The sequence below is a fragment of the Acidithiobacillus sp. genome, from assembly GCF_023229925.1.
In the GTDB taxonomy this organism is placed as follows: Bacteria; Pseudomonadota; Gammaproteobacteria; order Acidithiobacillales; family Acidithiobacillaceae; genus Acidithiobacillus.
The window spans coordinates 147121-172290 of record NZ_JALNYM010000004.1 but is presented as its reverse complement, the minus strand read 5'-3'; the positions used below and the strand labels follow the sequence as shown (position 1 = coordinate 172290).

The window sequence follows — 25170 nt, the reverse complement described above, 5'->3', positions numbered from 1 at the left end:
GAGGAAGCATTTGCAGCAGACTCGAATAATCTGCCCGACGGCAATCTGTTTTGCCTGCGTCATTGCGATGATAGTCAAAAAATCGGATCAACGCTTACGATACTCCTGGAATCCCTACAGACGCCTTCCATTGCTGCATTTTGCCGATTAGTGGTGATTCCGCACATTGCTGTGAGGTGAGGGCGCCGCAAGCACTGGCCCATTCCCCGGTTACTCCAAAAAACTTTGCTGCAGACTGCATCTGCTGAGCCTGGGCGCCCGTTGCCTGGGTACTAAGGGATTGATAGCGCGCCGCCCGCTTCTGCGCCCAGACGGAGACGCCCCGCCAGCACGCTGTCTGTGCCGCAGACGACATCGCTGCACACTGGGCACTGTCCTGACGCGCTTTGGTCATATCCGCCTGCCATGCGTCGGAAAAGGATATTTTAGCGCTGTTCAGAGACTGCACAGCAGAAGGCGCTACCGGAATGCTGGGCACGGACGACGTAGTCGATGGCGCGGCAAGAGGAGCCAGCGGCAAGGGCGTGGACGAGAAGGCCACTGGCGGAGGGACTACAGGTGGTGTCGCCTGCGGCAAAACCGTGGGCGCAGAGCGTACCGGTGACAAGGGCCTGGTCGGGGCCGGTGGCAGGGGAGATGGGGCAAGTGCCGGGTAGTGACTCGCCATATCCTGCGGTGGTGCCATGCCGTTCGTCGTGGTCGTCGCACATCCTGCCAACACCAACATACCGCCCGCCGCCAGCACAGACCATTGCATCCAACCCATAAGGCACCCCTTCTGCGAATTATAAAAAGTAATGGCCAAGATATCATTGAAAACACGGCTACTCAGTAAGTTATCTCTACCAATGCCTCCGAGAATGCTCGCGTCAAACGACTGCACCGTCGTGCCACACAACGATGGTGCGTTGACCGCTTCCCTTCCGGTCCCTAGAATAGACGATATCTACGTGGGAGGGGACCCCCTCCCTTTTTTTGCATCCTCTTGTTGGCGAGGTGGGGCGTGCAGGCGGTCCTGGCATTAGCAGACGGCAGCATCTATCACGGTAAAGGCTTTGGTGCCACCGGATTGGCGGTGGGTGAAATCTGTTTCAACACCGCCATGAGTGGTTACCAGGAGATTCTTTCTGATCCTTCTTACCGAGGGCAGATTGTCACGCTCACCTATCCACATATTGGCAATACGGGTATCAATCCAGAGGATATGGAGGGTGCTCGGATATTCTGTTCTGCCCTGGTCGTACGCAACCAGCCGCGCACGCCCAGCAGTTGGCGCAGCACGCAAGACTTGTCCGACTTTTTAAAATCCCATCAGATTCCGGGCATCGCCGAAATAGATACCCGTGCCCTGACCCGCAGATTACGGGATAGCGGCGCGCAGAATGCCGCCGTTCTCGTCGGAAAGGTGGTCAGCGATGACGACGCCCTGGCTGCGGCGCGAGCTTTCCCCGGTCTTCTCGGCCGTGATCTGGTGCAGGACGTAAGCTGCCAGGAAACATACGCCTGGAATCTCGCCAGCGGCACTCCCGATCAGGGCTATCACGCCCAGCCCGCCACCCGGATGCAGCGCCATGTGGTAGTTTACGACTTTGGCACCAAACAGAATATCCTGCGACTGCTGGCTGATCGTGCCTGCCAAGTTACAGTAGTGCCAGCGCGCACTGCAGCTGCCGAGGTGATTGCCCTGCGCCCGGACGGAGTGCTCTTCTCCAACGGCCCCGGCGATCCTGCGGCCCTCGACTACGCCGGAGAAGCCATGCGTCAGATCATCGCTGCAGGCATTCCCACCTTCGGGCTCTGCCTGGGGCATCAGCTACTGGGGCTGGCCCTGGGTGCCAAAACCATCAAGATGAAGTTCGGACACCACGGAGCCAACCATCCGGTCAAAGACCTGCGCAGTGGTCGGGTGCTGATCACCAGCCAGAATCATGGCTTTGCGGTGGATGCGGACACCCTGCCGGATTGCCTGATTGCGACGCACACCTCTCTATTTGACGGTAGTTTGCAGGGTATGGCACATCGAAACCTGCCCGTTTTTTCCTTTCAGGGACACCCAGAAGCCGGACCCGGCCCCCATGACGCCAGTGTGATTTTTGACGACTTTGTTCACGCCATGAACCAGCACGGAGGCCACGACCATGCCTAAGTATCAGGATATCAAAAGCGTCCTGCTCATCGGCGCTGGCCCCATCATTATCGGGCAGGCCTGCGAATTCGATTATTCCGGCGTCCAGGCCTGCAAGGCGCTACGTGAAGAGGGTTGCCGTGTCATTCTGGCCAACTCCAACCCGGCCACCATCATGACCGATGCGCAAACGGCGGACGCCACCTACATCGAACCCGTCGAATGGCAAACGGTCGCACGCATCATCGCCATGGAGCGCCCAGACGCCATCCTTCCCACCATGGGTGGTCAGACTGCGCTGAACTGTGCCCTGGACCTGCATCGGGAAGGAATACTGGAGCAGTATGGCGTCAAACTGATCGGTGCGTCGGTGGAAGCCATCCGTGAAGCCGAAGATCGCGGTTTGTTCAAAAAGGCCATGGAAGAGATCGGCCTGGAAGTAGCTCGTTCTGCCTTCGGTCATGACATGGAAGGCGCACGCCAGATCGCGGAAGACATCGGCTTTCCGGTTATCATCCGGCCCTCCTTCACGCTGGGTGGGACCGGCGGCGGCATTGCCTATAATCGCGAGGAATTTGAGGACATCGCCACACGCGGCCTGGAGGCCAGCCCCACCCACGAGATCCTCATCGAAGAATCCATCATCGGCTGGAAAGAGTTTGAGATGGAAGTAGTCCGCGACCGGGCGGATAACTGCATTATTGTCTGTTCTATCGAGAATCTTGATCCCATGGGTATTCACACCGGGGACTCCATCACTGTGGCCCCAGCCCAGACCCTTACCGACCGCGAATACCAGCGCATGCGTGATGCCTCCATTGCGGTGTTGCGCCGCATCGGGGTAGATACTGGTGGTTCCAATGTGCAGTTTGCTGTCAACCCTGAAGATGGGCGGTTAATCGTCATCGAGATGAACCCGCGGGTATCGCGCTCCTCGGCGCTGGCCTCCAAGGCCACTGGGTTTCCCATTGCCAAAATTGCCGCCAAACTGGCGCTGGGCTACACCCTGGACGAACTGCGCAATGACATCACCCAGGCGACACCGGCGAGTTTCGAGCCGACCATCGATTACGTGGTCACCAAAATCCCCCGCTTCGCCTTCGAGAAATTTCCAGAAGCCGATGCCCATCTGACCACTCAGATGAAGTCGGTTGGTGAGGTGATGGCCATTGGCCGCAGCTTCCAAGAGTCGCTGCAAAAGGCACTGCGCGGTCTGGAAACGGGCGTGGATGGTCTTGATGAGAAACTCATCGGCAACGATCCGGACACCCTGCAAAAGCTGGAGCAGGAGTTACGGGTTCCCGGTGCCGATCGCCTCTGGTATCTGGCGGACGCCATACGGCGCGGCTGGGATCAGGGCAGCCTGCAGCGTACTACCCACATTGACCCCTGGTTCCTGGAGCAGATTTTCGAGATTGTCCAAACAGAGGAGAGCTTGCGCGGGCTCGCTCTGGCGAGTCTCGATGGCACCAGGCTCCGCACGCTTAAAGGCATGGGTTTTTCGGATCGGCGTCTGGCCCGCCTGTTAGGTTGCCGCGAGCAACTATTGCGTGAGCACCGCCAGAAGCTGGGTATTCGACCGGTCTATAAGCGGGTGGATACCTGCGCTGCCGAGTTCCGCTCACCAACGCCGTATCTTTACTCCACCTATGAGATGGAATGCGAGGCGGAGCCCAGTGATAAGCCCAAGATCATGATTCTCGGCGGCGGTCCCAATCGGATCGGGCAGGGCATTGAGTTTGACTATTGCTGCGTGCATGCGGCCATGGCCCTGCACGAAGATGATTTTGAGACCATCATGGTCAACTGTAACCCGGAGACGGTGTCCACCGACTACGACACCTCCGATCGCCTGTATTTCGAGCCGCTCACGCTGGAAGATGTCCTCGAAATCGTCGCGGTCGAAAAGCCTCAGGGCGTGATTGTCCAGTTCGGTGGTCAAACGCCGCTGAAGCTCGCCAACGATCTGGAAGCCGCCGGTGTACCCATCGTCGGCACCACTCCGGATTCCATTGATCTGGCTGAAGACCGCGAGCGCTTCCAGCAACTTTTGCAGCGCCTCAACTTGCGCCAGCCGGAAAATGCCATTGCGCGGAGTGCCCCGGAAGCCTTGAGCAAAGCGCGCGCATTGGGCTATCCGCTGGTAGTCCGCCCATCTTATGTACTGGGCGGCCGCGCGATGCGTATCGTCTACGGCGAAGATGACCTCGAACGTTATATGGTGGAGGCTGTGCGTATCTCCAATGACCAGCCGATTCTCCTAGATCGTTTTCTGAATGACGCCCTGGAGGTGGACGTTGATGCCGTCGCCGATAACGAGCAACAGGTGATCGTCGCGGGGATCATGGAGCATATTGAGCAGGCGGGCGTTCACAGTGGCGACTCCGCCTGTTGCCTGCCGCCCTATTCCCTGTCCCCAGCCATTCAGGACGAAATCCGGCGACAAACCGTGGAATTGGCCCTGGCGCTCGGTGTGGTGGGTCTGATGAACTGTCAGTTCGCCGTCCAGGAAGAGCGTATCTATGTGCTGGAGGTGAACCCGCGCGCCTCCCGGACGGTGCCTTTCGTCTCCAAGGCCATCGGCTGGCCCCTGGCCAAAATTGCCTCTCGCTGCATGACCGGAAAATCTCTAGCGGCACAGGGTATTCCGCAGATTCCCAATCCTCCCCATTTCAGCGTTAAGGAAGCGGTCTTCCCCTTCATCAAATTCCCCGGCGTGGATGTACTGCTGGGGCCGGAAATGAAGTCTACCGGCGAGGTGATGGGCATCGGTGCCAGTTTCGGCGAGGCTTTTCTCAAAGCGCAGATCGGCGCCGGTGAACATTTCCCGCGCTCCGGCACCGTTTTTCTCAGCGTCCGCGATGCAGATAAAAAAGGCCTCATTTCGGTGGCGCGGACGCTGTCCGAACTCGGCTTTAAGTTGATCGCCACCAAGGGCACTGCTGCTTTTTTGCATGGGGAAGGTCTGGAAATCACCGCAGTCAACAAGGTGACTGAAGGCCGTCCCCACATCGTCGATGCGATCAAAAACGGCAAGGTGCAGATCATCATCAACACCGTGGATGAACGGCAATCGGTGCGCGACTCTTTTAGCATCCGTCGTGCAGCGCTGCAAATGGGATTGACCTACTACACCACCCTGGCGGGCGCTATCGCAGGCGCTGCTGCCATTCACGCCCTGATGACGGAGGAACGCAGCATCCTCCGGCTGCAGGATCTGAACCAGACAAACACCAGCACGAGGTAGATATGAGCGACAAAATTCCCATGACTGTTATTGGTGCCCAGCGCCTGCGCGATGAGTTACACCGCCTCAAAACCGTGGACCGGCCCACCGTCATTGAAGCGATCGCCGAGGCTCGAGCCAAGGGTGATCTCTCGGAAAATGCCGAATACGACGCGGCGAAAGAGCAGCAGGCCTTTATTGAGGGACGCATTCGCGAGGTGGAAGATCATCTGTCCCGTGCCCAGGTCATTGATCCCAAGACCTTGAATACGGGTGGTAGAATTGTTTTTGCGGCTACTGTGGAGCTGGAAGATGCAGAAGGTAATGAGGTGACTTACCAGATCGTCGGTGATGCCGAGGCGGATATCAAGGAAAACAAGATATCCATCAGTTCCCCCATTGCGCGTGCGCTTATCGGCAAGCACGAAGGCGATCTGGTAGAAGTACGCGCTCCTGGTGGAACGCGGGAGTACACCATTCTCGCCGTGCGCTACCTATAGAAGGAAAGAGCTTGGCACATCCTATCTACCTACTATTTCTGGCCGCGCTGCAAGGCATTACGGAATTATTTCCCATCTCCAGTCTTGGGCACGTCATCCTGGTACCCGCGCTTCTGCATTGGCCCATCAACCGCGACGCGGGGTGGTTTTTACCCTTTGTGGTCGTGCTCCACCTCGCCACAGCGGCGGCATTGCTTTTGTTCTTCTGGCGCGACTGGGCGGCACTGCTCGGTGGCTTCATTCGTGCGCGTGGACATCCCAGCAATCCCCAGTCACGGCTGCTGTGGATCCTTTTCATCGCATCCATTCCTGCCGGTTTACTGGGCCTTGCCCTCGCCCATAGAATCAAAGACCTGTTCGGCGGTTTCACCTTTGCTGCGGTGGCACTGATGATTAACGGCATCATGCTCGTCTGGGGAGATCACTTGCGTGCGCGGCAACCCAGCCATTCATTGGACAACCTGAGCTGGCCACGTGCTATTGGTATTGGATTCGCCCAATCCCTCGCATTGATTCCCGGGTTTTCGCGTTCGGGTGCTACGTTAGTCGCTGGTATTGGTGTAGGGTTGGACTATGAAAATTCCGCAAAATTTTCCTTTCTGCTCGCCACCCCGATTATTGCGGCAGCCGGCATGCTGGAAATTCCCAAGCTCTTCCACGCACGTATGCCGTCCGAATTACTCGGCACCATCTTTTTTGCAGGTCTTCTATCGGGAATCTGTGCCTGGACTTCCGTCTGGTTTCTGATGCACTATTTTCATAAACATGAGATCAAAGCGCTGCGACCCTTTGGTATCTATTGCATTACCTTTGGCGTGCTAGCGCTTATTATTGGCGGCTAAGAGATATAGCGCATTCTTCACTAACTCCGGGCATCCGGCCCCAGCAACAACGCCATTCGTTTGCCATTCCAGCTTTGCAGGGCGAGGAGCAGGCCGACGGCGGCGAGGATGTAAAAGACCCCTTTCTCGCCGGCGATGCCCAAACCCCAGCCACCAACCACACCACCTACGAATATCCCCAGAAACTGCATCAGCGAATAGACGCCACTGGCCGCCCCCCGCTGTTCCGGCGTGGTACTGCGGCTCATCATGGAGGGTAGGATGGCGGAAGCAATGTTGTAGCCCGCAAAGAAAATGACTGCGCCAACGGCCACCGGCCAGAACTGGCCAGCCAACAGTCCCATGATCAGGGCGCCCACCGCAATGCAGATGCCACTGAAGGCCAGCATCTGGCCGTGCTGTTTGTTCTTTTCGGCATAAATCACCGGGTAGACCATAGCCGCTACCGAGAGCAACATCACCGGCAGGTAGACTTCCCAGACGGCGGTATCGGGGATATGCATGGCTTTGACCAGTTCCGGGGAGAGCACCACAAAGCTGGCTCCCAGCACCATCTGCAGGATGAAAATGCCGACACTGGCGGTCAACACCGGAAGGTGTTTGAACATCCTCAGTGCGTCCCGCCAGGTGCCCATGCGCTGCTGATGGTTGTGGGGGATGGGGGGAACGATCTTCCACAGGGGAAAGAGCGCGAGGACGCCGAATGCGGCTGCGACCAGAAAAACGCCGGTCAGCCCCCACACACCATAAAACACCGGGCCCAAGGCCATACCCAGCACGTAAGCTATGGCGATACTACCGCCGATGGCGGCCATGGCCTTGGTGCGATGCTGGTCGCCGGTCAGGTCACCGGCGGTGGCCAGCAGTACCGAGGACACGGCTCCGGCACCTTGCAGCAGACGGGCGAGGATAATGCCCCAGATGTTGTGGGTAACCGCCCCCAAAAGGGAGCCCAGTACGAAAATCAGGATCCCGAAGACCAGCACCCGTTTACGCCCGAAACGGTCGGAGGCGACCCCGAAGGGAAACTGAAGGGCGGCCTGGGCCAGTCCGTAGATGCCGATGGCGAGGCCCAGCAGCAGTGGGGTGCTGTGGCGGAGCTGGTCATTATCCAGCGCCAGTACCGGCATGAGCATGAAAAGACCAAGCATGCGCGCGATGTAAATGAAGCTCAGACCGCTCACTGCCCGCTTTTCGAGCGGGCTCATGGGCGAGCCTTTGCCGCGGGGGGGCGTCTCAGAAGAAGCCATGACGCATCACCAGTTTGCCTAAGATCAGGGCGGTATAGAGCAGAAAGAGGTAGGAGATGGAGTAGGCGAACATCCGTCGGGCATATTGATCCATTTCTTTGCCTTCCGGCAGGGCTTTGAGGTGCAGGGCCATGCCCACGAACCAGGCTCCGGAGAGACCGGCAATGGCGCCATACACCCAGTCACCGGTGAGAAAGACGGGGACCATGCTGACGATCCAGGTGAGGATGGCGTAGTTCAGCACTTCCTTGCGGGTGCGATCCACGCCGTGGGTCACCGGCAGCATGGGAATACAGGCTTTGGCATAGTCTTCCCGACAGCAAATAGCCAGTGGCCAAAAGTGCGCCGGGGTCCACACAAAGACCAACAGGACCAGAACCAGGGGCAGCGCGGCGAAACTGCCGGTAATGGCGGTCCAGCCGATCAGCGGTGGCAAGGCACCGGCGAGGCCACCCCAGACGATGTTCCAGGGCGTGCTGGGTTTGAGGTAGAGGGTATAGACAATACCGTAGCCGACGGTGCCCACCAGAGTCAGCACCAGGGTCAGAGGGTTAGTGCCCCAGGCGAGGATGGCGATAGCTGCACACATCAAGGTGGCGGCATAAACGATGGCGCCGCTACGGCTGATGCGCCCTTCGGCCAGCGGGCGGTGGAGGGTGCGGCGCATGTGCTGGTCGAGGGCAGGTTCGACGATCTGGTTAAGCACCCCCCCTGCCCCACCGGCCAGCGCGATGCCGACCAGACCAGCGATGGCCGATTCCCAGTGCAGCAGAGCGTTGGGGGCGAGAATCTCACCCACCGCAGCGGTGAAGACCAGCAGAGAAACCACCCGGGCTTTGGCCAGTACCCATAGGTCGCGAAGAAAAGCCAGGAGGTGGTGGCGTCGTTCAGGGAGACGGGCAACACCCTGTCCGTTTACATCGAGTTTAAGCATGATAGAACGTCCTTGTCTTAGCGCCATTGCAGGACAATGGCGAGACACATGAGCAAGACCATGGACTGGTGAAAGGCGACCAGCACACCGGGGGCCTTAGGTTTGAGATTCACCGCATGGGAAAGCAAAAACCCGACCGCGACCTGGGTCACCGCCAGATAAAAGGCGACGGGGTAAGCGGGCATCATCCAGCCGAGGGTGGCAACCAGTAACAGGGCTGCACTGATATGAGCGGCAATGGTCCACTGGGAAGCCTTCTGCGGTTTGACGAAGGGACCAATGGGGGTGCCAAAGCCGCGCTGGCCGGTGGTCATACCACCGAGGAAGATGGCGAGCAATAAAGCATGTAAGGCGCTCGTGACCCCGAGGTAGGTCAAGAAGCTGACGCCCGGATAGACGATATCCGTCAGGTAGATGAGGAAAACACCGTAAGCCAGTAAACCGTGGGTGCCGTGAACAAAGGCTGGGGCCCGACCGGCGAGAACGTACAGGGTGCCCATGCCGAACAGGGCGGTGACTACGACCAGAGACAGGCCGCTGATGGTGGTGACGCTGGGGGACAGAATTACCAGAGCCAAGGCAACCAGACCCACTAGGGTGGCTACCATGCGATGCGCGGCTTCGGGGTCACCACGCACCATCAACACCGCGATGTTACGGGTATAGGGCCAGCGGGTACCCAGGGATAGGCCGTAGCCGAAGCCTTCAACAAGGCTGCCCAGGAGGATCAGGATAGTGGCAAAGCCCACCTCGCTGGCCGTGAGGCCGTTGATAACATCCGTGAGCAGACCTTGCTGGCTGGTGAGGCCGCGCCACAAACCCGCCAACACCGCTGCCAGCAGCATCACCGTGATTAACCCGCCAACCACCCGTACCAGCGCAGTCATCTCCCCTTCTACCGCATGGGGAAGCTCGGTTACCGCAGCGTCTGACGTCTTGCGTCCCATAGCCGTGGGCATGGTATCTACTCCGTTAATGCATCATGCCGGGCATGCCCGGCATGAACATCGTGTGCAGGTACAATTGCGAGAACATCCACCAAGTCAGACCAATGGTAATCAAAAAGAGCGGCATGAACAGCACCAAAGCCACGGTATTCCAGATATTGTGTTCGGAAATATCGATATGCAGCAGAAAGTAAATCTGCGCGATAATCGCTATACCTGCGCAGGTCGAGATGACCATCAACAGCCCAAATGGCGGCACAGAATGCGATGTCACCAAAAAAGTAGCGATGAGCATCAGAATGCTGGAAATCGCGAACCCTATAAAATATCCACGAGAAGTGGACATCTGCACTTCTGGATGCAACGTCGGATCATCGTGACCGTGACTCATGACATATATCCCCACAAATAAACGAACACATACACGAACACCCAAATAATAGCCTGCAAATGCCAAAACATACGCAGCGTCAACAACCGGCCCACCACCTCAGTGGTAAAGCCCTTGGCCAGTACCTGAGCCATCATGACCAAAATCCAGATCAACCCAAAGAAAATATGGGTCGCATGTACCTGGGTCAGGATAATAAACGCAGACATCCCGCCACTAGTTGCAACCGTGATACCCAATGACGCCAGATGCGTCATGTCATGGATGTCCAGTGCCAGAAATAATACACCCAACACGAAAGCCGCGAGCAACCCATTGATCACCCCGCTTTTGTTTTTGTACTTGAGCGCATTCATGCCAAAACCGTAGGCCAGCACACTGAAAAACAGCGCCATGGTCTGGGCAAAGGTGTACCACGGCTTCACGATGTCGGCCGGGGTAGGCCCACCAAAGTAACTGTGCTGGTAACTCAGTACGCCATAAGCGGCAAAAAGTGTCGCGAACAGCATGCCGTCGCTCAGCAGATACATGAAATAGCCAAAGGTGCGGGTGGAGATCACATCATGCTGATAGTGACTTTTATCCCATAATTCCGCTGTTTTCGGATCCACATTAGTGGCATGAGAACTCATAAAAAACTCCTCAATCTACCGTTCATTAACTGGTGGCCGATGCCTCGGCCACCACCTGTCAGAGTCATCCACTGCGAGATGATCCAGCCCCACTGATGAACTCGGCTGCGAAGCCAGCGGTGGCAGATCAGAACGCTCTTAGGCTATATTCTCGCCCAATACGCCGCTACCGGCCTGATGCCCCTGTATGCCAACCTGTGCTTCACGGCGCATAGCTTCTTTTTCCATCTTTTCCAATTCCGCCGCCGTAATGATGTAACCCGGATCGCCCTTGAAGGAGCGATAGATCACAAGCGCAACGATTGCCAGTAAAGAGAGCGCACAAAGCCACCAGATACGCCATACCAGAGCAAAACCCAGCACAAACGTCAGGCCACCGAGGATAATGGCCACACCGGTATTATTCGGCATATGGATATCTTCATAGTGATCGGGCTGGACATGATCAATGTCATTATCACGACGCCAGGCCACTTCATCACGCGCATTGATATGCGGCAATACCGCAAAGTTATAAAATGGCACAGGAGAATGGGTAAGCCATTCCAGCGAGCGGGAGGTACCCCAGGCATCAGCACCAACCTGGTTCTTCGCGTGATCACGGACACTGACATAAAGCAGCGCAAAAAATGCGAGAACGGAAAGCATATAAACCGCAATGCCGAGTTCCATCACCAGGAGATAAGGGTGCCAGACCGTGTTGAACACGTAATCCAAACGCCGTGTCATACCCATAAAACCGAGCATATACATAGGCACGAACACCAGCACCGTACCAGCGGAGAAGAGCCAGAACATGGTCTTTGCCCAGAATTCATCCAGCTTGAAGCCGAAGACTTTCGGGAACCAGTAGACCACCGAAGCAAAAATGGCATACACAATCACCAGCAGCATGGAGTGGAAGTGCGCGACCACGAAAACGCTGTTGTGGACCATGTAATTGATGGCCGGAACCGCCAGCATCATGCCGGTCAGGCCGCCGATCAGCAACAGGAAAAGTGCGCCAATAGCCCACAACATGGCAGCGTTAAAGGTCAAACGACCACGATACATGGTAAATGCCCAGTTAAACACTTTCACACCGGTAGGAATACCGACCAGCATGGTGGCCACACTGAATGCGCTATTGACGTAAGGACCCGCACCCATGGTAAAGAAGTGGTGCAACCAGACCAGCCAGGAAACGCCGGCAATAGCCATACTGGCCAGCACCATGGTGATATAGCCAAACAGTGGCTTCTCCGAGAAGGTCGGGAAAATTTCCGACATCATGCCGAAAGCCGGAAGAATCACGAAATAGACTTCCGGATGGCCCCAAATCCAGAACAGATTGGTGTAGAGCATCAGATTACCGCCCAGACCCGCGGTGAAGAAATGGGCACCTAAATACCGATCTGCGGCGACCAATGCCAGTGCTACCTGCAATGCCGGGAAAGAAGTCAGCGCAATCACGTTCGCAGAGAGTGTGGCCCAAACGAAGATCGGCAACCGGCCCCAGGTCATGCCCGGTGCGCGCATCTTGATGATAGTCGCCAGAATATTGATGCCGCCCAGAGTAGTACCCAGCGCCACCAGTTCCATGGTCCATATCCAGTAATCCACACCTACGCCCGGGCTATATTGCAACTCAAAAATCGGTGCATAACCAAACCAGCCGTTGTGCGCGAAATCGCCAACGAACAGAGAAATCATGATCAGTGCCGCAGCCGCGGCGGTAATCCACAGCCCCAACGCATTCAGATAGGGATAGGCCATATCGCGGGCACCGATCTGAATGGGCACTATGATGTTCATGAAGCCAACCAGCAATGGTGTAGCTGCCAGCAGAATCATGATCACCCCATGGGCACTGTAGACCTGCCCAAAGTGGAAAGGCGTCAGATAGCCATGTAGTGCACCAAAAACACCCGAAGAGTGAGAACCCACCCCCCAGGCCTGCTGCGTCCGGATCATCAGGCCATCAATGAAACCACGGAACAGCATCACTAAACCGATGAGGATGTACATCACGCCCAGTTTTTTATGATCTACCGTGGTCAACCATTCTTTCCACAGGTAGGTCCATTTTCCGTAGTACGTGATCAGGCCCAGTACCAGAATAGCCCCGATGACCACCGCGACAAACAAGGGTGCCAGGATGGGGTTGTCATAAGGGATCTGAGACCAGGCAAGGCGCCCCAGCATGGGGTTCCAGCCCCCGGCTAAATCTACGAGCATCTATCAATCCTCCTGTTGTTAGTCGCGATGTTCGGCGTTTTGCTTCTGCATATACGCCACCATGTTTTCCGTCATCATTGGCGGGATGGGCCAGGTTTTTCCATTCATGACCTCGTCGATGACATGGTCAAACAAGCCATCCTGCACCGACGAAAAATACGCTACCTTGTGATGTACATTGATATAAGGGTCAGCGTAATTATTGAAGCTGGTATAAGTCATGGATATCGGGGACTGTTGCACCTTTTGCACCCATTGGCCAAAGTCGGATGAACTCAGCATTTTGGTCTTGAAAGTCATCCATGAAGTACCCGCGCCAGCATAATCCGAAGCGATTCCCTGATATACCCCGGTGTTATTGCTTTCCAGGGCGTTCTTCGTACGCATCCCGGGCATCACGTCAATCATGCCCACCAGTTGCGGGATAAAGAACGTCGTGGTCACTGCGGTTGAAGTCAAACGGAAAAATACCGGGGTGTGCGCAGGCAGCACCAGCTCATTGGCTACGGCCATATGATACTGTGGATATACAAAGAGCCACTGCCAGTCGGTAGCAATGACGTCCACCTCGACCGGATCACTTGTCGGCTTCAGATTATTAGTGATAACCGTAGGATTATAAGGGTTTATTTCGAAAGTACCGGTTACGGCAAAATACGACAAAAAGCCGACGGCGATGATGGGAATACCCCAGACAACCACTTCAATAGCATTGGAATGGGACCAGGCAGGATCATATTTCCCCCGGTTTTTACCCTTCTGATAGCGCCACATGAACCAGACCACCAACAGGGTAGTCAGCCCGACGATGGTGCCCATGATCCCGACATCCACCAACAGGTAAAACAGATTGGTGTCGGCCATTAACCCTTTGGGATCGAATATCCAATAGGGGTTACCAGCGCAGCCGTTGAGCAGCAGAATCGGCGCGAGGGCGGCATAGCGCCACCCGTTTTTTAGGTTATTCCTCCACTTCACTTGCATCGACATTTCTCCCTGGCGGACTACAGATCATCCGCGATATGACAGGATAGCGGTCACTATCCGATAACTTTCCCGATACCATGTGCAGCTCGGGATTTTTGTTCACTCTTTGGCGAAATCGCCACAGAATCATGGTGTTTTCGCTCCGGCAACCCAACGACAGATGGCACCGAAGCCAATAATCTCAGCACCGCTTCTGTGTTACGCACACCGCGAATCACCCCTATGCCCTCCACAACCCCGACCAACGCCACCCAGGCAAAAATGGGGCACCGCTGCGCATCAAGAAGAACGGCTCTGTGCCAGGAGAATGACCGCGGTACTCGCCGCGATACCGATCACACTACCAGATACCGATGCTAACGGTTTCATAGTCACATTCCTCGCGTTGCGCACATATGTACTACGTACTACGCCAGTGCAAATAGTATAAACTTATACTTTTAATGCTTATTGGTTGCTCGGTTGTAAAACTATTCCAGCAGGAAGCGCAAAGCAATAGAGAATTGCCACAAATATTTTTGGGGTTAAGCAAGTGCTAATTATTGAATACACGCAGAAAATATAATTTATTACTAATATTAGGCTATTCTTATTAATTGTAAATATTAAATTACAGTAGAAACAGCAACATATAAGACAAGAACTCACACAACACAAATACAGAGTAAAAAGATGTTTATATTTATAACTATTTTTATGTTGATCTGGCGCTATAAACGCATCGTGCTGTGCGATTACCATCAAAAAGACAGCTGGCGCCCATACCGATGCTGCCCTTTCCTTGCCTGCTGGCCATGCTAAACTCGGGGCATGACTACTCAGCCTTTCGTCCTGATCCTGCTCAGCGCGGCACCGTATCTTCGCCTCAATGATGGTACCGAAGTCGCCACCGGCTTCTGGGCAGAAGAACTGGTGATACCCTGGCAGATGCTGCGCGAGACAGAATGGCGACTCCAGATAGCCACGCCCGGCGGTGTACCGCCGCTAGTCGATGCCGAAAGTCTGGACCCGGCCACGCTTGGTGGAGACTACAACAAGGCCGCCTATTTATGCGCTGCCGTCAGACAGATGACGGACTTACGCGCTCCCCTTGATTTAGATGCGCTAACCGGCAACGATCTGGACACCTTAATCGGTGTTTTCATTCCCGGAGGCAACGGGCCGCTCATGGACCTCTGTCAGGCACCCGGCGTGGACAGGTTACTGCGCCATTGCGTGTCGGCGGCAAAACCCATCGCCACCCTCTGCCACGGCACGGCGGCACTCCTGGCCACCGGTGGCGGAGCAGACCGGTCACCGTTCTGCGGGCAACGGGTGACCTGCTTCAGTGCTGCGGAGGAATCGGCAACATCACTGACCGGGCGCTGGCCTTACACGCTGGAAGACCGCCTGCGGCAGGAAGGCTTCCGGGTAAGCACCGGCGCTCCATGGCAAAGCCATATCGCCACTGACCGCCTTATTCTCAGCGGCCAGAATCCAGCCTCTGCGGCGGCACTCACCCACGCTTTTATACAACGTCTTCCCAACACACCAACACACAAAGGAAAATAATTATGAATGCTGATGCACTCAAAAAAATGGCGGCCGAGGCGGCCCTGCGCTATATCCAGCCCGGGATGGTTGTTGGGGTGGGTACCGGCTCCACCACCAACTTCTTCATCGACGCGCTGGGCGCTGCCAATATCCATGTGGACGGCTATGTGGCTTCCAGCGTCGCCACCGAAAACCGCCTCAAGGCGCAAGGCCTCAACGTGCTCGACCTCAATAGTACCGGCGACATCCCGGTCTACGTCGATGGTGCTGATGAGGCCGACCCGCACTTCCGCCTCATCAAAGGTGGCGGCGGCGCGCTCACCCGTGAAAAGATTGTCGCCAGTGCCGCCCGCCTCTTCGTCTGCATCGCGGATGCCAGCAAGGACAAGCCTATGCTCGGCAAATTCCCCCTGCCCGTGGAAGTGATTCCGTTCGCCCGCAGTTTTGTTGCCCGGCAACTGGTGAAACTCGGTGGCAGCCCCACACTGCGCAGTGGCGTCACGACGGATAATGGCAATGTCATCCTCGACGTCACCGGACTCGATCTCTCTGACCCGTTGCGGATGGAAGAAAGCATCAATGCGATTCCGGGCGTGCTGGATAATGGCATATTTGCCCATCGGCGTGCGGATGTGATGCTGTTTGGCAGTGCTGAGGGGATCATCGAACGCAAGGCGTAAATGGTAACAAGCGACCGGGGGCAATATGGAAGGCGAAATAGACCACCGCGGTACCCGCCGTGACTTCATTCACAGTGAGTTGCATCGCCGGGACCTGAATCCTGATCCCTTCCGCGAGTTCGCTGACTGGCTGGCGGCAGCAACAGAGGCAGGCAACTTTGATGCAACGGCCATGGCGTTAGCGACAGCGGACGCGGAGGGGTACCCTGACGTACGCTTCGTCCTTCTCAAACATTTTGACGAACGTGGTTTGTGCTGGTACACCGACCAGCGCAGTCAGAAGGGGCAGGAACTGGCGGCAAACCCGCAAGCGGCCGCAGTATTTTACTGGCCGGAGAATGATCGACAGGTGCGCGTAAACGGGCCGGTCGAGAGGCTCAGCGATGCCGAGGCAGAGGCCTATTTTCAGCAACGCCCCAGCGGCAGCCGTTTTGCCGCTGCCGCCTCCGAGCAGAGCCAACCTATCGCCAATCGCAAGGCATTGGAACAGCGAGTAACCGATTTACAGGCCCGTTACCCGACTGGCGATGTGCCCCGCAATCCCGCCTGGGGGGGCTATCGCTTGTTACCAGAACGCTTTGAGTTCTGGCAGGGTCGACGCAGCCGACTGCATGATCGCTTTCTTTACCACCGCTCGGAAGATACCGGTGGAGTCTGGGTGATTCAGCGGCTGATGCCCTGAGCGGCGCAGCGCTAAAACTCCTCCAGTCGCGCCTCGTAATCCACCACGATCATCCGGTAGATGTTTCCCCCCAGTTGCACATGGGCAGACTGTGGGGCACCGATGCGGATCGTGTTACCCCCTGCTGTACTCAATCCCGAAGGTCCGAAGTGCTCCTGCTCAATGAGATCATTGAGCAGGGCCTTCAATTCCTCGCGGGGCGCCGAAACAGTGTTGTCAATCAACCTGCACGGCTTACCCCGCTTGGTCATCCCCGCGAGGAAGACCGCATCTGAACGCAGGGGTGGCAGTCCGCTCTCTTCTTCCTGCTGTTCCTGAATCATATCTGCCCGCTCCTGGGAGATGCATCGCGAAACAGCCACGGGGCATTTTGCCGCCGCCGTGTTTCGTACGCACGGATGGCATCCTCCTGCTGCAAGGTCAGTTGGATGTCATCCAGACCATGCATCAGTTTATGCTTGTGGCCCGCATCCATGGGAAAGGTATATCGACTGTCACCCATGGTCTGCACTTCCTGTGCGGCCAGATCGATGCGCAAACGGTAGCCGGGGTTCGCCGCCACTTCATGGAAGAGATGATCCACCACATCCATGGGCAGGCGCACCAGCAGGATGCCATTCTGCACACAATTATTGGCGAAAATGTCGGCGAAACTCGGGGCAATCACTGCCCGAAAGCCATAATCTGCCAAGGCCCAGGGGGCATGCTCACGGCTGGAACCACAGCCGAAGTTTTCCCGTGCCAACAAGATCTGTGCTCCCGCATAAGCGGGCTGATTGAGCACGAACTCCGGGATATTTACCTGCTTTCCATCCCGCTCCAGATAACGCCAGGCGTCAAAGAGATGCTTACCCAGCCCCTTGCGCTCAATGGTCTTGAGGAACTGCTTAGGGATAATTGCATCGGTGTCCACGTTGGGACGATCCAGTGGCGCAACCACCGCTTCTACTACGGTAAAGGCTTCCATTATTTCTCCATCCAACGTTGTACGACATACTCCGCGGCGCCACCTTCTGCTGACCAGCCGCGGATTGCCGCAAAAATACCGACCTCCACCATACCCAGGCTGCACAAGCCCAAGGCGACACGCAGTAACCAAGACCGCGCGCGCTTTTTAGTGCACGGCCCAGTCACGTACATCCACAAAATGACCGGCAATGGCAGCCGCTGCGGCCATGGCAGGACTCACCAGATGGGTCCGTCCTCCGGCACCCTGACGCCCTTCAAAATTGCGATTACTCGTGCTCGCGCAACGCTCCCCAGGCTCCAAGCGGTCGGCATTCATAGCGAGACACATGGAACAGCCCGGCTCCCGCCATTCAAAACCCGCTGCCTCAAAGATGCGATCCAGACCCTCGGCTTCTGCCTGGGCTTTCACCAGACCAGAGCCTGGCACCACCAGCACCACCTTCACCGAATCTGCCTTGTGGTGCCCCTTGGCAACCACCGCCGCCGCCCGCAAGTCTTCAATACGGGCATTGGTGCAGGAGCCGATAAATACCTTATCCAGGGGTATGGAAGTGATGGGTGTTGCGGCTGCCAGATCCATGTAAGCCAGCGCTTCACTCCAACCCTTGCGCCGCACCGGGTCTTTTTCCAGTGCGGGATCGGGGACGTGCGCGGAAATATCCACTACCATCTCCGGGCTGGTGCCCCAAGTGACCTGGGGTGCCACATCCGTAGCCTCCAGACGAATCTCCGCGTCGAACTGCGCGCCAAGGTCGCTGTGTAGCTCGCCCCAGGCCGCAACCGCCTGATCCCAGACCTTGCCGACCGGGGCATAGGGACGGCCACGCAGATAATTGATGGTGACGGCATCTACACCCACCATACCCGAGCGCGCACCCGCCTCAATGGCCATATTGCACAAGGTCATGCGGCCTTCAACCGACAGTGCCTGCACCGCAGGTCCGGCAAACTCGATGGCGTAGCCGGTGCCACCCGCCGTACCGATTCGTCCGATGATGGCCAGCACCAAATCTTTCGCGGTCACCCCATTGCCCAGCTCACCCTCCACCCAGATGCGCATGGATTTGGATTTGCGCGCCCACAGGCACTGGGTCGCCAACACATGCTCCACCTCGGTGGTGCCGATTCCGAAGGCCAGCGCCCCCAACGCCCCATGGGTCGCCGTGTGGGAGTCTCCACAGACCACCGTCATGCCCGGCAGGGTTAGGCCCTGTTCCGGTGCAATGACGTGAACAATGCCCTGACGCTTATCGTGCATACCAAATTCTTCAATGCCAAACTCCGCACAGTTCTGGTCGAGGGTATCCACCTGCAAGCGCGAGGTGACGTCGGCAATCCCTGTGGCACGATCCATGGTCGGCACGTTGTGGTCGGCCGTCGCGATATTGGCATCAATGCGCCACGCCTTGCGGCCCGCCGCCCGCAGCCCGGAAAAAGCCTGCGGGCTGGTCACTTCGTGCAACAATTGACGGTCGATATAGAGCAATACCCCGCCGTCCTGCTCCGTATGGACCACATGGCTTTCCCATAATTTATCGTAGAGTGTTTTTGCAGACATTACTTGTCTCCTCAGAAAGTTGTCGTTCCCGGTCCACCGACGGACCGCGTCAGGCGGGCGGCGGTACGGCCTCTATCCAGGCCGCATCTATGGCACAATCGTTGTTCGGCTGAATGGCGAAATAGTCCCGCACCTCGGTGGCGGCATCCGCGCAAAGACTGCGGATCGCGGCGACCCGCAACGCCGGGGTCCGCATGCGCGCTATCCAACTCTCAAAGCACAAAGGCAGTTTCCATCCCTCCCGATCGCTGACAACGAAACCCGCCCGGACCAGCATGACTTCCCACTCAGAACACCGATAATTGCGCACATGGGAGGCATCCCGCAAGACTTCGATGCTTTGCAGCAGGGTATCCAGCAGCGGTGTTTCCGGTGCGACAACATCAATCACCACCAGCCTGCCCTCCGGTTGGAGTACCCGCCGCACTTCCCTCAGGGCACGCGGCACATCCGCCCAGTGGTGCGCCGAGAAGCGGGTCACCACCAGATCGAAGCGGGCATCGGCGAAAGGCAAAGTTTCCGCCACGCCTTGCTGCGTCTGCACATTCGCCAGCTTGCGCCGCTGCGCCTCGGCCGCCACCACCACCAGCATCTCTGTCGAGAGATCATAAGCCATTACCTCCATGACCTCACCCGCCAGCGCAAAGCTCGCGTGTCCGGCACCACAGCCGAGGTCCAGTACCCGCCAATCCCGCTGACCATCGGCCAACGCGCGTAGCCGCTCCAGATCAGCCCCCTGCGCATGCGTAGGGCTCTGCAGGTAATCCATCGCGGCGACACCAAACTGTGCATCTACCAATTTTTGCTGGTCCATGATCAATCCTTACGCTGTCCTTTTTAACGATGTGCATGCATCGTATACGCCTTATTAAACTGGTACAATATGACAATGTATACTAGTATAAATTTTACCATGAGGACTTGTATTGCATCCCGGAGAAAAAACATGGAAACCAGACCGCCTCCCGCCATTACCCTCAAAACCAACCTGCATGCGGGTCAGGAGGTGACGCTGCGGGTCGAGGCGGGCCGGGCCATCGTCGCGCCGGTTCCCGCAGACCACCTGACGCGCAGCGAACACCTGGATCGCTTTGATCCGCTGAAGCACGGCGGAGAAGTCATGATCGATGATCGAATAAGCGCTGGGCATTTGCTGACTGTCTACCCATGACCGGCAACGCATCCCTTCTCGGCGATTTCATCCGCCGTCACCGCGAAAAAGTCACGCCGCAGCAGGCGGGCCTCAGCATACAAGGACGACGACGCACCCAGGGTCTGCGTCGTGAGGAGTTGGCCCTCCTCTGTGGAATCAGCAGCACCTGGATTACCTGGATAGAGCAGGGCCGCCCCGTACAGCCCTCCACTGCCGTACTGGACCGTCTGAGTCAAACACTGCAACTCTCCGAAGCTGAACGCGCCTACCTGTTCGATCTGGCCGGCCGTGCTGATCCCACTGCCGACAAAGCCCATACCCAGCCCCCGCATGCGGTACTGCGGATTGTGCACGCCCTGGACACACCCGCCTATGTACTGGATCGCTATTGGAATGCCATCGCCTGGAACACGGCCGCGGCGGCGCATTTTGTCGGCTGGATGGACCAACCCCCGACACCGGGCAGCCCGCCCCCTAATCTGCTCGAATTCCTCCTGCTGAATCCCTCGGCGCGCAGTTTTGTCGCCGACTGGGAAGGCCGTACCCGGCGGGTCATCGCGGAATTTCGTGCGGATGTGGGCAAGCACCTGGACGATCCGCAAATGGCCCGCCAAATCGAGCATCTTCAGGAAAAGAGTGCAATCTTTTCTCAGCTCTGGGCTGCACAGGATGTCGTCGAACGGGAGGGCGGCAGACGGGTTTTTCAGCATCCACAGCACGGGCAGGTGATCTATGAGCAGAGCACGCTGTTGCCAGCGACCAGCACCGATCTCAAGCTAGTCATCCTGCTGCCACTCGAGATAGCGTCCCCTCAAAATTCAGGATGAGCCACTAGAGATGCACAGACGGATTCATACACCGTTCCTTGCGTATTTATACCGTCACGAAATTGCGCTGCCGCTGATTCCAGTGCCGGTAAGAACGCGCCACCGTAAACAAGCCCGCGCCCATGGTCCCGACAAAAAAACCGATGGGCCAGTTGGTCCAGTAAGAGAGCGCGATGGCACTCCAGATGCAGCCCTCTGCAAAAATCACGGATAGCGCCAGCACGCGCATGGGATTGCCACTCAACGCCTGGGCGGCAGCCGGCGGGCCGACCAGCAGGGTGAACACCAGGAAGGCCCCCACTACCGGCAAGGCCGTGGCCGTCACCAGGGCCAGCAGGGTCAGGAACACCAGATCCATGCGTGATGCGCGGATCCCCTGCAAGGCAGCCAGATCGGGGAAAGTCGAATCCAGCAAGAGGGGCCGAAAATACAGGGCGATGCCCACGACCACCAGCGCGCAGATGCCCAGTATGGGCCACAAATCGGCGTCGCTGACCCCTAGCACCTCGCCGAAAAGTAAAGAAAACACCGCAGGCGCATACTCACTGGTCATGCTGAGCAACAACGCCCCCACCCCCAGAAACAGCACCAGCAGCAGACCCGTGCCCACATCGCGACGCCCCACGCGCACCAGTTGGCGCAGGAGTAAAACCCCTATTCCAACAAAAACCAGCAGCCCGATCAGCGGATTGATCCCTAGCAGGCTGGCCGCCGCCGCCCCCGGAAAGGCACCCAGTGGTAAGGCATGGGCGGCAAAGGCCGAACGTCTGGCCACCACAAAAAATCCGACGAAAGCCGCGACAAAAGCAACGGCGCTGGCGGCAATCCAAGTATTGCTCATGAAGCTGGAGAACATGCCTTATACCTCGCAGTGCGGCCAGATGACCGGCTTTGGACGCGCCGACAAGCCCGTCATCTTAGCCACCAGCACCACCGCCAGATAAAACACGAACACCAGCGTCACGACAAAAAAGCTCACTGGCCAGGCATTACCGGAAAACCAGTAGTAACTCTCATAGGCCATCCAGATACCACCCCAGACCGCCGTCAAACCAATAGCAATGGCCCCGCAGATCGCCTGCGCCGGACGTCGGCTCAGACGAATCGCCGCCCCCGCCGGACCAATGAGCAATGCGGTCGCCAGCACCGCGCCGATGGCCAGAGCGCAGACCGCCACCGCCAGCCCCAGGGCTAGCAGTTGCAGCAAACCGATCCAACGCAGGGAGATACCTCGTGCGGCCGCCAGATCAGGGTCCACCGCCGTCAGCAGCATCGGCCGGTAGAGCAGACCCGTCAGCAAATACACCCCAGCGGAGGCCGCCAACGCAGGGCCGATAAGGCTCTGCGGAATCGCAAACATGGAACCAAACATCACCGATACCGCTGCGCCCGTAGTGCTGGTAGTCGTCACATCCAGATAAAGAAAGAGCGCCGACAGACCCAATCCCGCCCCCAGAACGATGCCCGTGGCAAGATCGCGCTCCCGCACCTTGCGTACACCAAGAAACGCCATGCCGAAGGCCGCAATCCAGGCCATGCCCAGAAAGCCCAGCAAGGGATTGATGCCCAGCAGGAAGGAGGCCGCCCCACCGGCGCTGCTCACGTCGGCCAGGGCATGTCCGGCAAAGGCGTTGCCGCGCAATATGGTAAACACACCGATCACCGCGCTGACCAGCGCTGCGCAAGTCCCCACAATCAGCGCGGTTTGCACCGGCTCACTACTGAAGAAACTGGAATTTCCCAAAAGCATCCAAAGATTCCACATGGCGTTAATCGGCCTTTTCTGGATGCGGTATATGCGCTGCCGTGCCCGCCTCGGCATCTTCAGCGGTGACATCGGGTAGCACGAGTATCCGCCGCCCATGCCGCAATACCGTTACCGGGTAACCATAGAGCTTACTCAACACCTCAGGCTGCACCACCTCCTCCACACTGCCGGTGGCGGCCTGGCCGCCCACCAGATAGACCAGACGGTCCATGACCGGTAAGAGTGGGTTCATATCATGGGCAGTCACCAATACGGCAATCTGCTGGGTGCGAGTCAACGTACCAAGCAACGCCACCAGCGCATTGGCGCTGCCGAAATCCAGATTAGCCAAGGGCTCATCAAGAATGAGCAGACGCGGCTGACGCACCAGGGCATGGGCGATAACCGCCCGCTGTTGCTGGCCACCGGAGAGTTCCCCAACCCGCTGATCCGCAAAGGCCTCTGCCCCGACCGCATGCAACGCTTGATCTACCACGGCTTTTTTGCGGCCGGAAAACAGCGGCAGACCCAGGCGATGGCCATCCAGCCCCAACTGCACCAGATCGCGGGTCCGCAGGGGAATATCCGCATCAAAAGCGATTTTCTGGGGGACATAGCCGATCAGGGCACGACGCTGACCAGCGGGCGCGCCATCAATCAAGGCCTGCCCCGCGCGGACTGGCGTCAGACCCAACAGACTGCGCAGCAGGGTCGTCTTGCCCGCACCATTCTCACCGATCAGGGCACAAAGCTGGCCGGGATAGAGCTCAAAACTGACATCCCGCAAAATGCGGCGACCGCCCAAATCCACAGAGAGTCGCGCAACCGAAAGTATTGGATCAGGCATTCCCAATGTCGTATTACTTCAGCACAGTCGTTGAAGTGCCATGCTTCACCGCATTACGCAGCGCATTCACCTCCGCCAGCATCCAGGACTGATAGCTATAGCCTGCTGGCATGCTTTCATAGACACCGATCACAGGGATATTCGCTGCTTTCGCCTTACTTAGAAATGACGCTGTCAGCGCATTGGTCACCTGCTGGTTATAAAGGAACACCTTGACCTGATGCTGCTTAATGAGTTGATCCTGGATACTCACATCCTGCGGCGCCGGGTCGGTACCATTCATGATAGCCGCCTGTAGTTTCCACGGCGTTTTGATGTCGCATCCCGCAGCCTGCAACAGGTAATCAGCGACGGGCTCCGTCACTGCCACCGGCGTTCCACCGAATTGGGCCTTGAAGCTGGCAATTGCCCGATACCAGGGCTTCAAGGAGGCATCAAACTGACGCACGTTGGCCATAAAATAGGCGGCATGGGCGGGGTCCAGTTCCGTCAGACTCTGGGCAACGGCCTTGGCCACGGCAGGCATCGTTTCCGGCAGGTACCAGAGATGTGGATTTTTGGTGCTTTTCGGCAGATGGAGTAGATCCTGAACGACGATCACCTTGCGCTGGGCGCCGGGGTCCGCCATGAGGATCTTCTCGGCCCAACCGTCATAGCCGACGCCATTACGCACCACGATCTGCGCGGCAGTGATCTCTCGGGCCACGGCAGGGCTCGCTTCAAAGGTATGCGGGTCCGTATTGGGATTGCTTTCGATGGCAGTAACAGTGACATATTCTCCACCAATCTGGCCGACCACATTGGCATATTGACTCTCTATACCTACAGCATGAATGGTCGCCGCAGCGGCTACCCGCGCCATGCCCAGCCCGGCACACAAGACGAGCAAAGACAACGGAATGGTGCGCAGGGCGGGACTCCAGCCGTGCGGGCGGCGGCCGGTCATTGAAAACGTAGAGGCGTTCTTCTTGAATTTAAGCATTTTCAAAACCCCAGAAGCAGCAGTAAAGGGCTATGCGAGATGATCATTATTTTCATAATGCAACTTTGTTGCAATTTAGCGAAAGACCTATTCCATGTCAAGCGTACATTCAAGAAGAGAGGAATAGACTACTCCTCATCC

At 57.3% G+C, this 25170-nt stretch carries 26 protein-coding genes; 10 read left to right on the top strand and 16 right to left on the bottom strand.

From position 1 onward, the window contains the following. A partial coding sequence (locus M0P56_RS12340) for a hypothetical protein (protein WP_291510324.1) occupies positions 1 to 180 on the top strand: 180 nt, incomplete at its 5' end. Positions 181 to 425: 245 nt separating this feature from the next. Here M0P56_RS12340 and M0P56_RS12335 read toward each other — a convergent pair. Next, positions 426 to 710, bottom strand: coding sequence for a hypothetical protein (locus tag M0P56_RS12335; protein WP_291510323.1), 285 nt, complete (start codon positions 708 to 710; stop codon positions 426 to 428). Positions 711 to 1003: 293 nt separating this feature from the next. Between M0P56_RS12335 and carA the strand changes: the two genes are divergently transcribed. Genes carA through M0P56_RS12315 form a run of 4 tightly spaced genes read left to right on the top strand, consistent with a single transcriptional unit; the run spans position 1004 to position 6693 of the window. Beyond that, a complete protein-coding gene (gene carA / locus M0P56_RS12330; RefSeq protein ID WP_291510322.1) occupies positions 1004 to 2146 on the top strand; it encodes a glutamine-hydrolyzing carbamoyl-phosphate synthase small subunit in 1143 nt (380 codons plus the stop codon). Beyond that, positions 2139 to 5372, top strand: a complete 3234-nt coding sequence (gene carB, locus M0P56_RS12325) for a carbamoyl-phosphate synthase large subunit (RefSeq protein ID WP_291510321.1) — start codon at positions 2139 to 2141, stop codon at positions 5370 to 5372. Before carA ends, carB begins: the two co-directional genes overlap by 8 nt. Before the next feature lie 2 nt (positions 5373 to 5374). Then, on the top strand, positions 5375 to 5851 hold the full coding sequence (gene greA, locus M0P56_RS12320) for a transcription elongation factor GreA (protein ID WP_291510320.1): 477 nt from the start codon (positions 5375 to 5377) through the stop codon (positions 5849 to 5851). Positions 5852 to 5862: 11 nt separating this feature from the next. After that, positions 5863 to 6693, top strand: coding sequence for an undecaprenyl-diphosphate phosphatase (locus tag M0P56_RS12315; RefSeq protein WP_291510319.1), 831 nt, complete (start codon positions 5863 to 5865; stop codon positions 6691 to 6693). Positions 6694 to 6713: 20 nt separating this feature from the next. On the opposite strand, the gene M0P56_RS12310 is transcribed toward M0P56_RS12315, so the two are convergent. From M0P56_RS12310 to M0P56_RS12280, 7 genes are all read right to left on the bottom strand, one after another. Then, on the bottom strand, positions 6714 to 7901 hold the full coding sequence (locus M0P56_RS12310) for an MFS transporter (RefSeq protein ID WP_366110193.1): 1188 nt from the start codon (positions 7899 to 7901) through the stop codon (positions 6714 to 6716). A gap of 28 nt (positions 7902 to 7929) precedes the next feature. Beyond that, positions 7930 to 8877 (bottom strand): heme o synthase, encoded by a 948-nt coding sequence (locus M0P56_RS12305; RefSeq protein WP_291510317.1) that lies wholly within the window; start codon positions 8875 to 8877, stop codon positions 7930 to 7932. Positions 8878 to 8894: 17 nt separating this feature from the next. Continuing rightward, positions 8895 to 9836: a cytochrome C oxidase assembly protein gene (locus M0P56_RS12300; protein WP_291510316.1), complete on the bottom strand. Its 942-nt coding sequence runs from the start codon at positions 9834 to 9836 to the stop codon at positions 8895 to 8897. 13 nt (positions 9837 to 9849) lie between these two features. Next, on the bottom strand, positions 9850 to 10215 hold the full coding sequence (locus M0P56_RS12295) for a cytochrome O ubiquinol oxidase (RefSeq protein ID WP_291510315.1): 366 nt from the start codon (positions 10213 to 10215) through the stop codon (positions 9850 to 9852). Continuing rightward, positions 10212 to 10847 (bottom strand): cytochrome c oxidase subunit 3, encoded by a 636-nt coding sequence (locus M0P56_RS12290; protein WP_291510314.1) that lies wholly within the window; start codon positions 10845 to 10847, stop codon positions 10212 to 10214. Before M0P56_RS12290 ends, M0P56_RS12295 begins: the two co-directional genes overlap by 4 nt. 138 nt (positions 10848 to 10985) lie before the next feature. After that, complete coding sequence (locus M0P56_RS12285; protein ID WP_291510313.1) at positions 10986 to 13064, bottom strand: cbb3-type cytochrome c oxidase subunit I; 2079 nt, start codon at positions 13062 to 13064, stop codon at positions 10986 to 10988. An 18-nt stretch (positions 13065 to 13082) separates the two neighbouring features. Then, positions 13083 to 14048: a ubiquinol oxidase subunit II gene (locus tag M0P56_RS12280; protein ID WP_291510312.1), complete on the bottom strand. Its 966-nt coding sequence runs from the start codon at positions 14046 to 14048 to the stop codon at positions 13083 to 13085. Between the two features lie 813 nt (positions 14049 to 14861). Here M0P56_RS12280 and M0P56_RS12275 point away from each other — a divergent pair. From M0P56_RS12275 to pdxH, 3 genes are read left to right on the top strand one after another with little or no spacing between them, the layout of a single operon-like run. After that, a complete protein-coding gene (locus M0P56_RS12275) occupies positions 14862 to 15602 on the top strand; it encodes a type 1 glutamine amidotransferase domain-containing protein (protein WP_291510311.1) in 741 nt (246 codons plus the stop codon). A gap of 2 nt (positions 15603 to 15604) precedes the next feature. Continuing rightward, positions 15605 to 16264, top strand: a complete 660-nt coding sequence (gene rpiA, locus M0P56_RS12270; RefSeq protein WP_291510310.1) for a ribose-5-phosphate isomerase RpiA — start codon at positions 15605 to 15607, stop codon at positions 16262 to 16264. A 25-nt stretch (positions 16265 to 16289) separates the two neighbouring features. Continuing rightward, positions 16290 to 16946, top strand: coding sequence for a pyridoxamine 5'-phosphate oxidase (gene pdxH, locus M0P56_RS12265; RefSeq protein WP_291510309.1), 657 nt, complete (start codon positions 16290 to 16292; stop codon positions 16944 to 16946). 11 nt (positions 16947 to 16957) lie between these two features. Here pdxH and M0P56_RS12260 read toward each other — a convergent pair whose 3' ends face one another. The 4 genes from M0P56_RS12260 to M0P56_RS12245 form a co-directional block, all read right to left on the bottom strand. Further along, positions 16958 to 17269, bottom strand: a complete 312-nt coding sequence (locus tag M0P56_RS12260) for a hypothetical protein (RefSeq protein WP_291510308.1) — start codon at positions 17267 to 17269, stop codon at positions 16958 to 16960. Then, a complete protein-coding gene (leuD, locus tag M0P56_RS12255; RefSeq protein WP_291510307.1) occupies positions 17266 to 17913 on the bottom strand; it encodes a 3-isopropylmalate dehydratase small subunit in 648 nt (215 codons plus the stop codon). Before leuD ends, M0P56_RS12260 begins: the two co-directional genes overlap by 4 nt. A gap of 147 nt (positions 17914 to 18060) precedes the next feature. Next, a complete protein-coding gene (leuC, locus tag M0P56_RS12250) occupies positions 18061 to 19473 on the bottom strand; it encodes a 3-isopropylmalate dehydratase large subunit (RefSeq protein ID WP_291510306.1) in 1413 nt (470 codons plus the stop codon). Positions 19474 to 19522: 49 nt separating this feature from the next. Then, complete coding sequence (locus M0P56_RS12245; RefSeq protein WP_291510305.1) at positions 19523 to 20287, bottom strand: class I SAM-dependent methyltransferase; 765 nt, start codon at positions 20285 to 20287, stop codon at positions 19523 to 19525. A 132-nt stretch (positions 20288 to 20419) separates the two neighbouring features. Between M0P56_RS12245 and M0P56_RS12240 the strand changes: the two genes are divergently transcribed. Together M0P56_RS12240 and M0P56_RS12235 are read left to right on the top strand one after the other, a co-directional pair. Further along, a complete protein-coding gene (locus tag M0P56_RS12240; protein WP_291510304.1) occupies positions 20420 to 20644 on the top strand; it encodes a PbsX family transcriptional regulator in 225 nt (74 codons plus the stop codon). After that, positions 20641 to 21453: a helix-turn-helix transcriptional regulator gene (locus tag M0P56_RS12235; protein WP_291510303.1), complete on the top strand. Its 813-nt coding sequence runs from the start codon at positions 20641 to 20643 to the stop codon at positions 21451 to 21453. The genes M0P56_RS12240 and M0P56_RS12235 overlap by 4 nt, the downstream gene beginning before the upstream one ends. A 46-nt stretch (positions 21454 to 21499) precedes the next feature. Here M0P56_RS12235 and M0P56_RS12230 read toward each other — a convergent pair whose 3' ends face one another. The 4 genes from M0P56_RS12230 to M0P56_RS12215 are packed head-to-tail and all read right to left on the bottom strand — an operon-like array spanning position 21500 to position 25029. Further along, entirely contained in the window at positions 21500 to 22294 is a 795-nt protein-coding gene (locus M0P56_RS12230; RefSeq protein WP_291510302.1) for a metal ABC transporter permease, read from the bottom strand. Positions 22295 to 22312: 18 nt separating this feature from the next. Further along, positions 22313 to 23203 carry a metal ABC transporter permease gene (locus M0P56_RS12225; protein WP_291510301.1) on the bottom strand — a complete coding sequence of 297 codons (891 nt, stop codon included), beginning with the start codon at positions 23201 to 23203 and terminating at the stop codon, positions 22313 to 22315. Positions 23204 to 23222: 19 nt separating this feature from the next. Beyond that, entirely contained in the window at positions 23223 to 24047 is an 825-nt protein-coding gene (locus M0P56_RS12220) for a metal ABC transporter ATP-binding protein (protein WP_291510300.1), read from the bottom strand. Between the two features lie 13 nt (positions 24048 to 24060). Then, entirely contained in the window at positions 24061 to 25029 is a 969-nt protein-coding gene (locus tag M0P56_RS12215) for a zinc ABC transporter substrate-binding protein (RefSeq protein WP_291510299.1), read from the bottom strand. Positions 25030 to 25170: the final 141 nt, after the last annotated feature.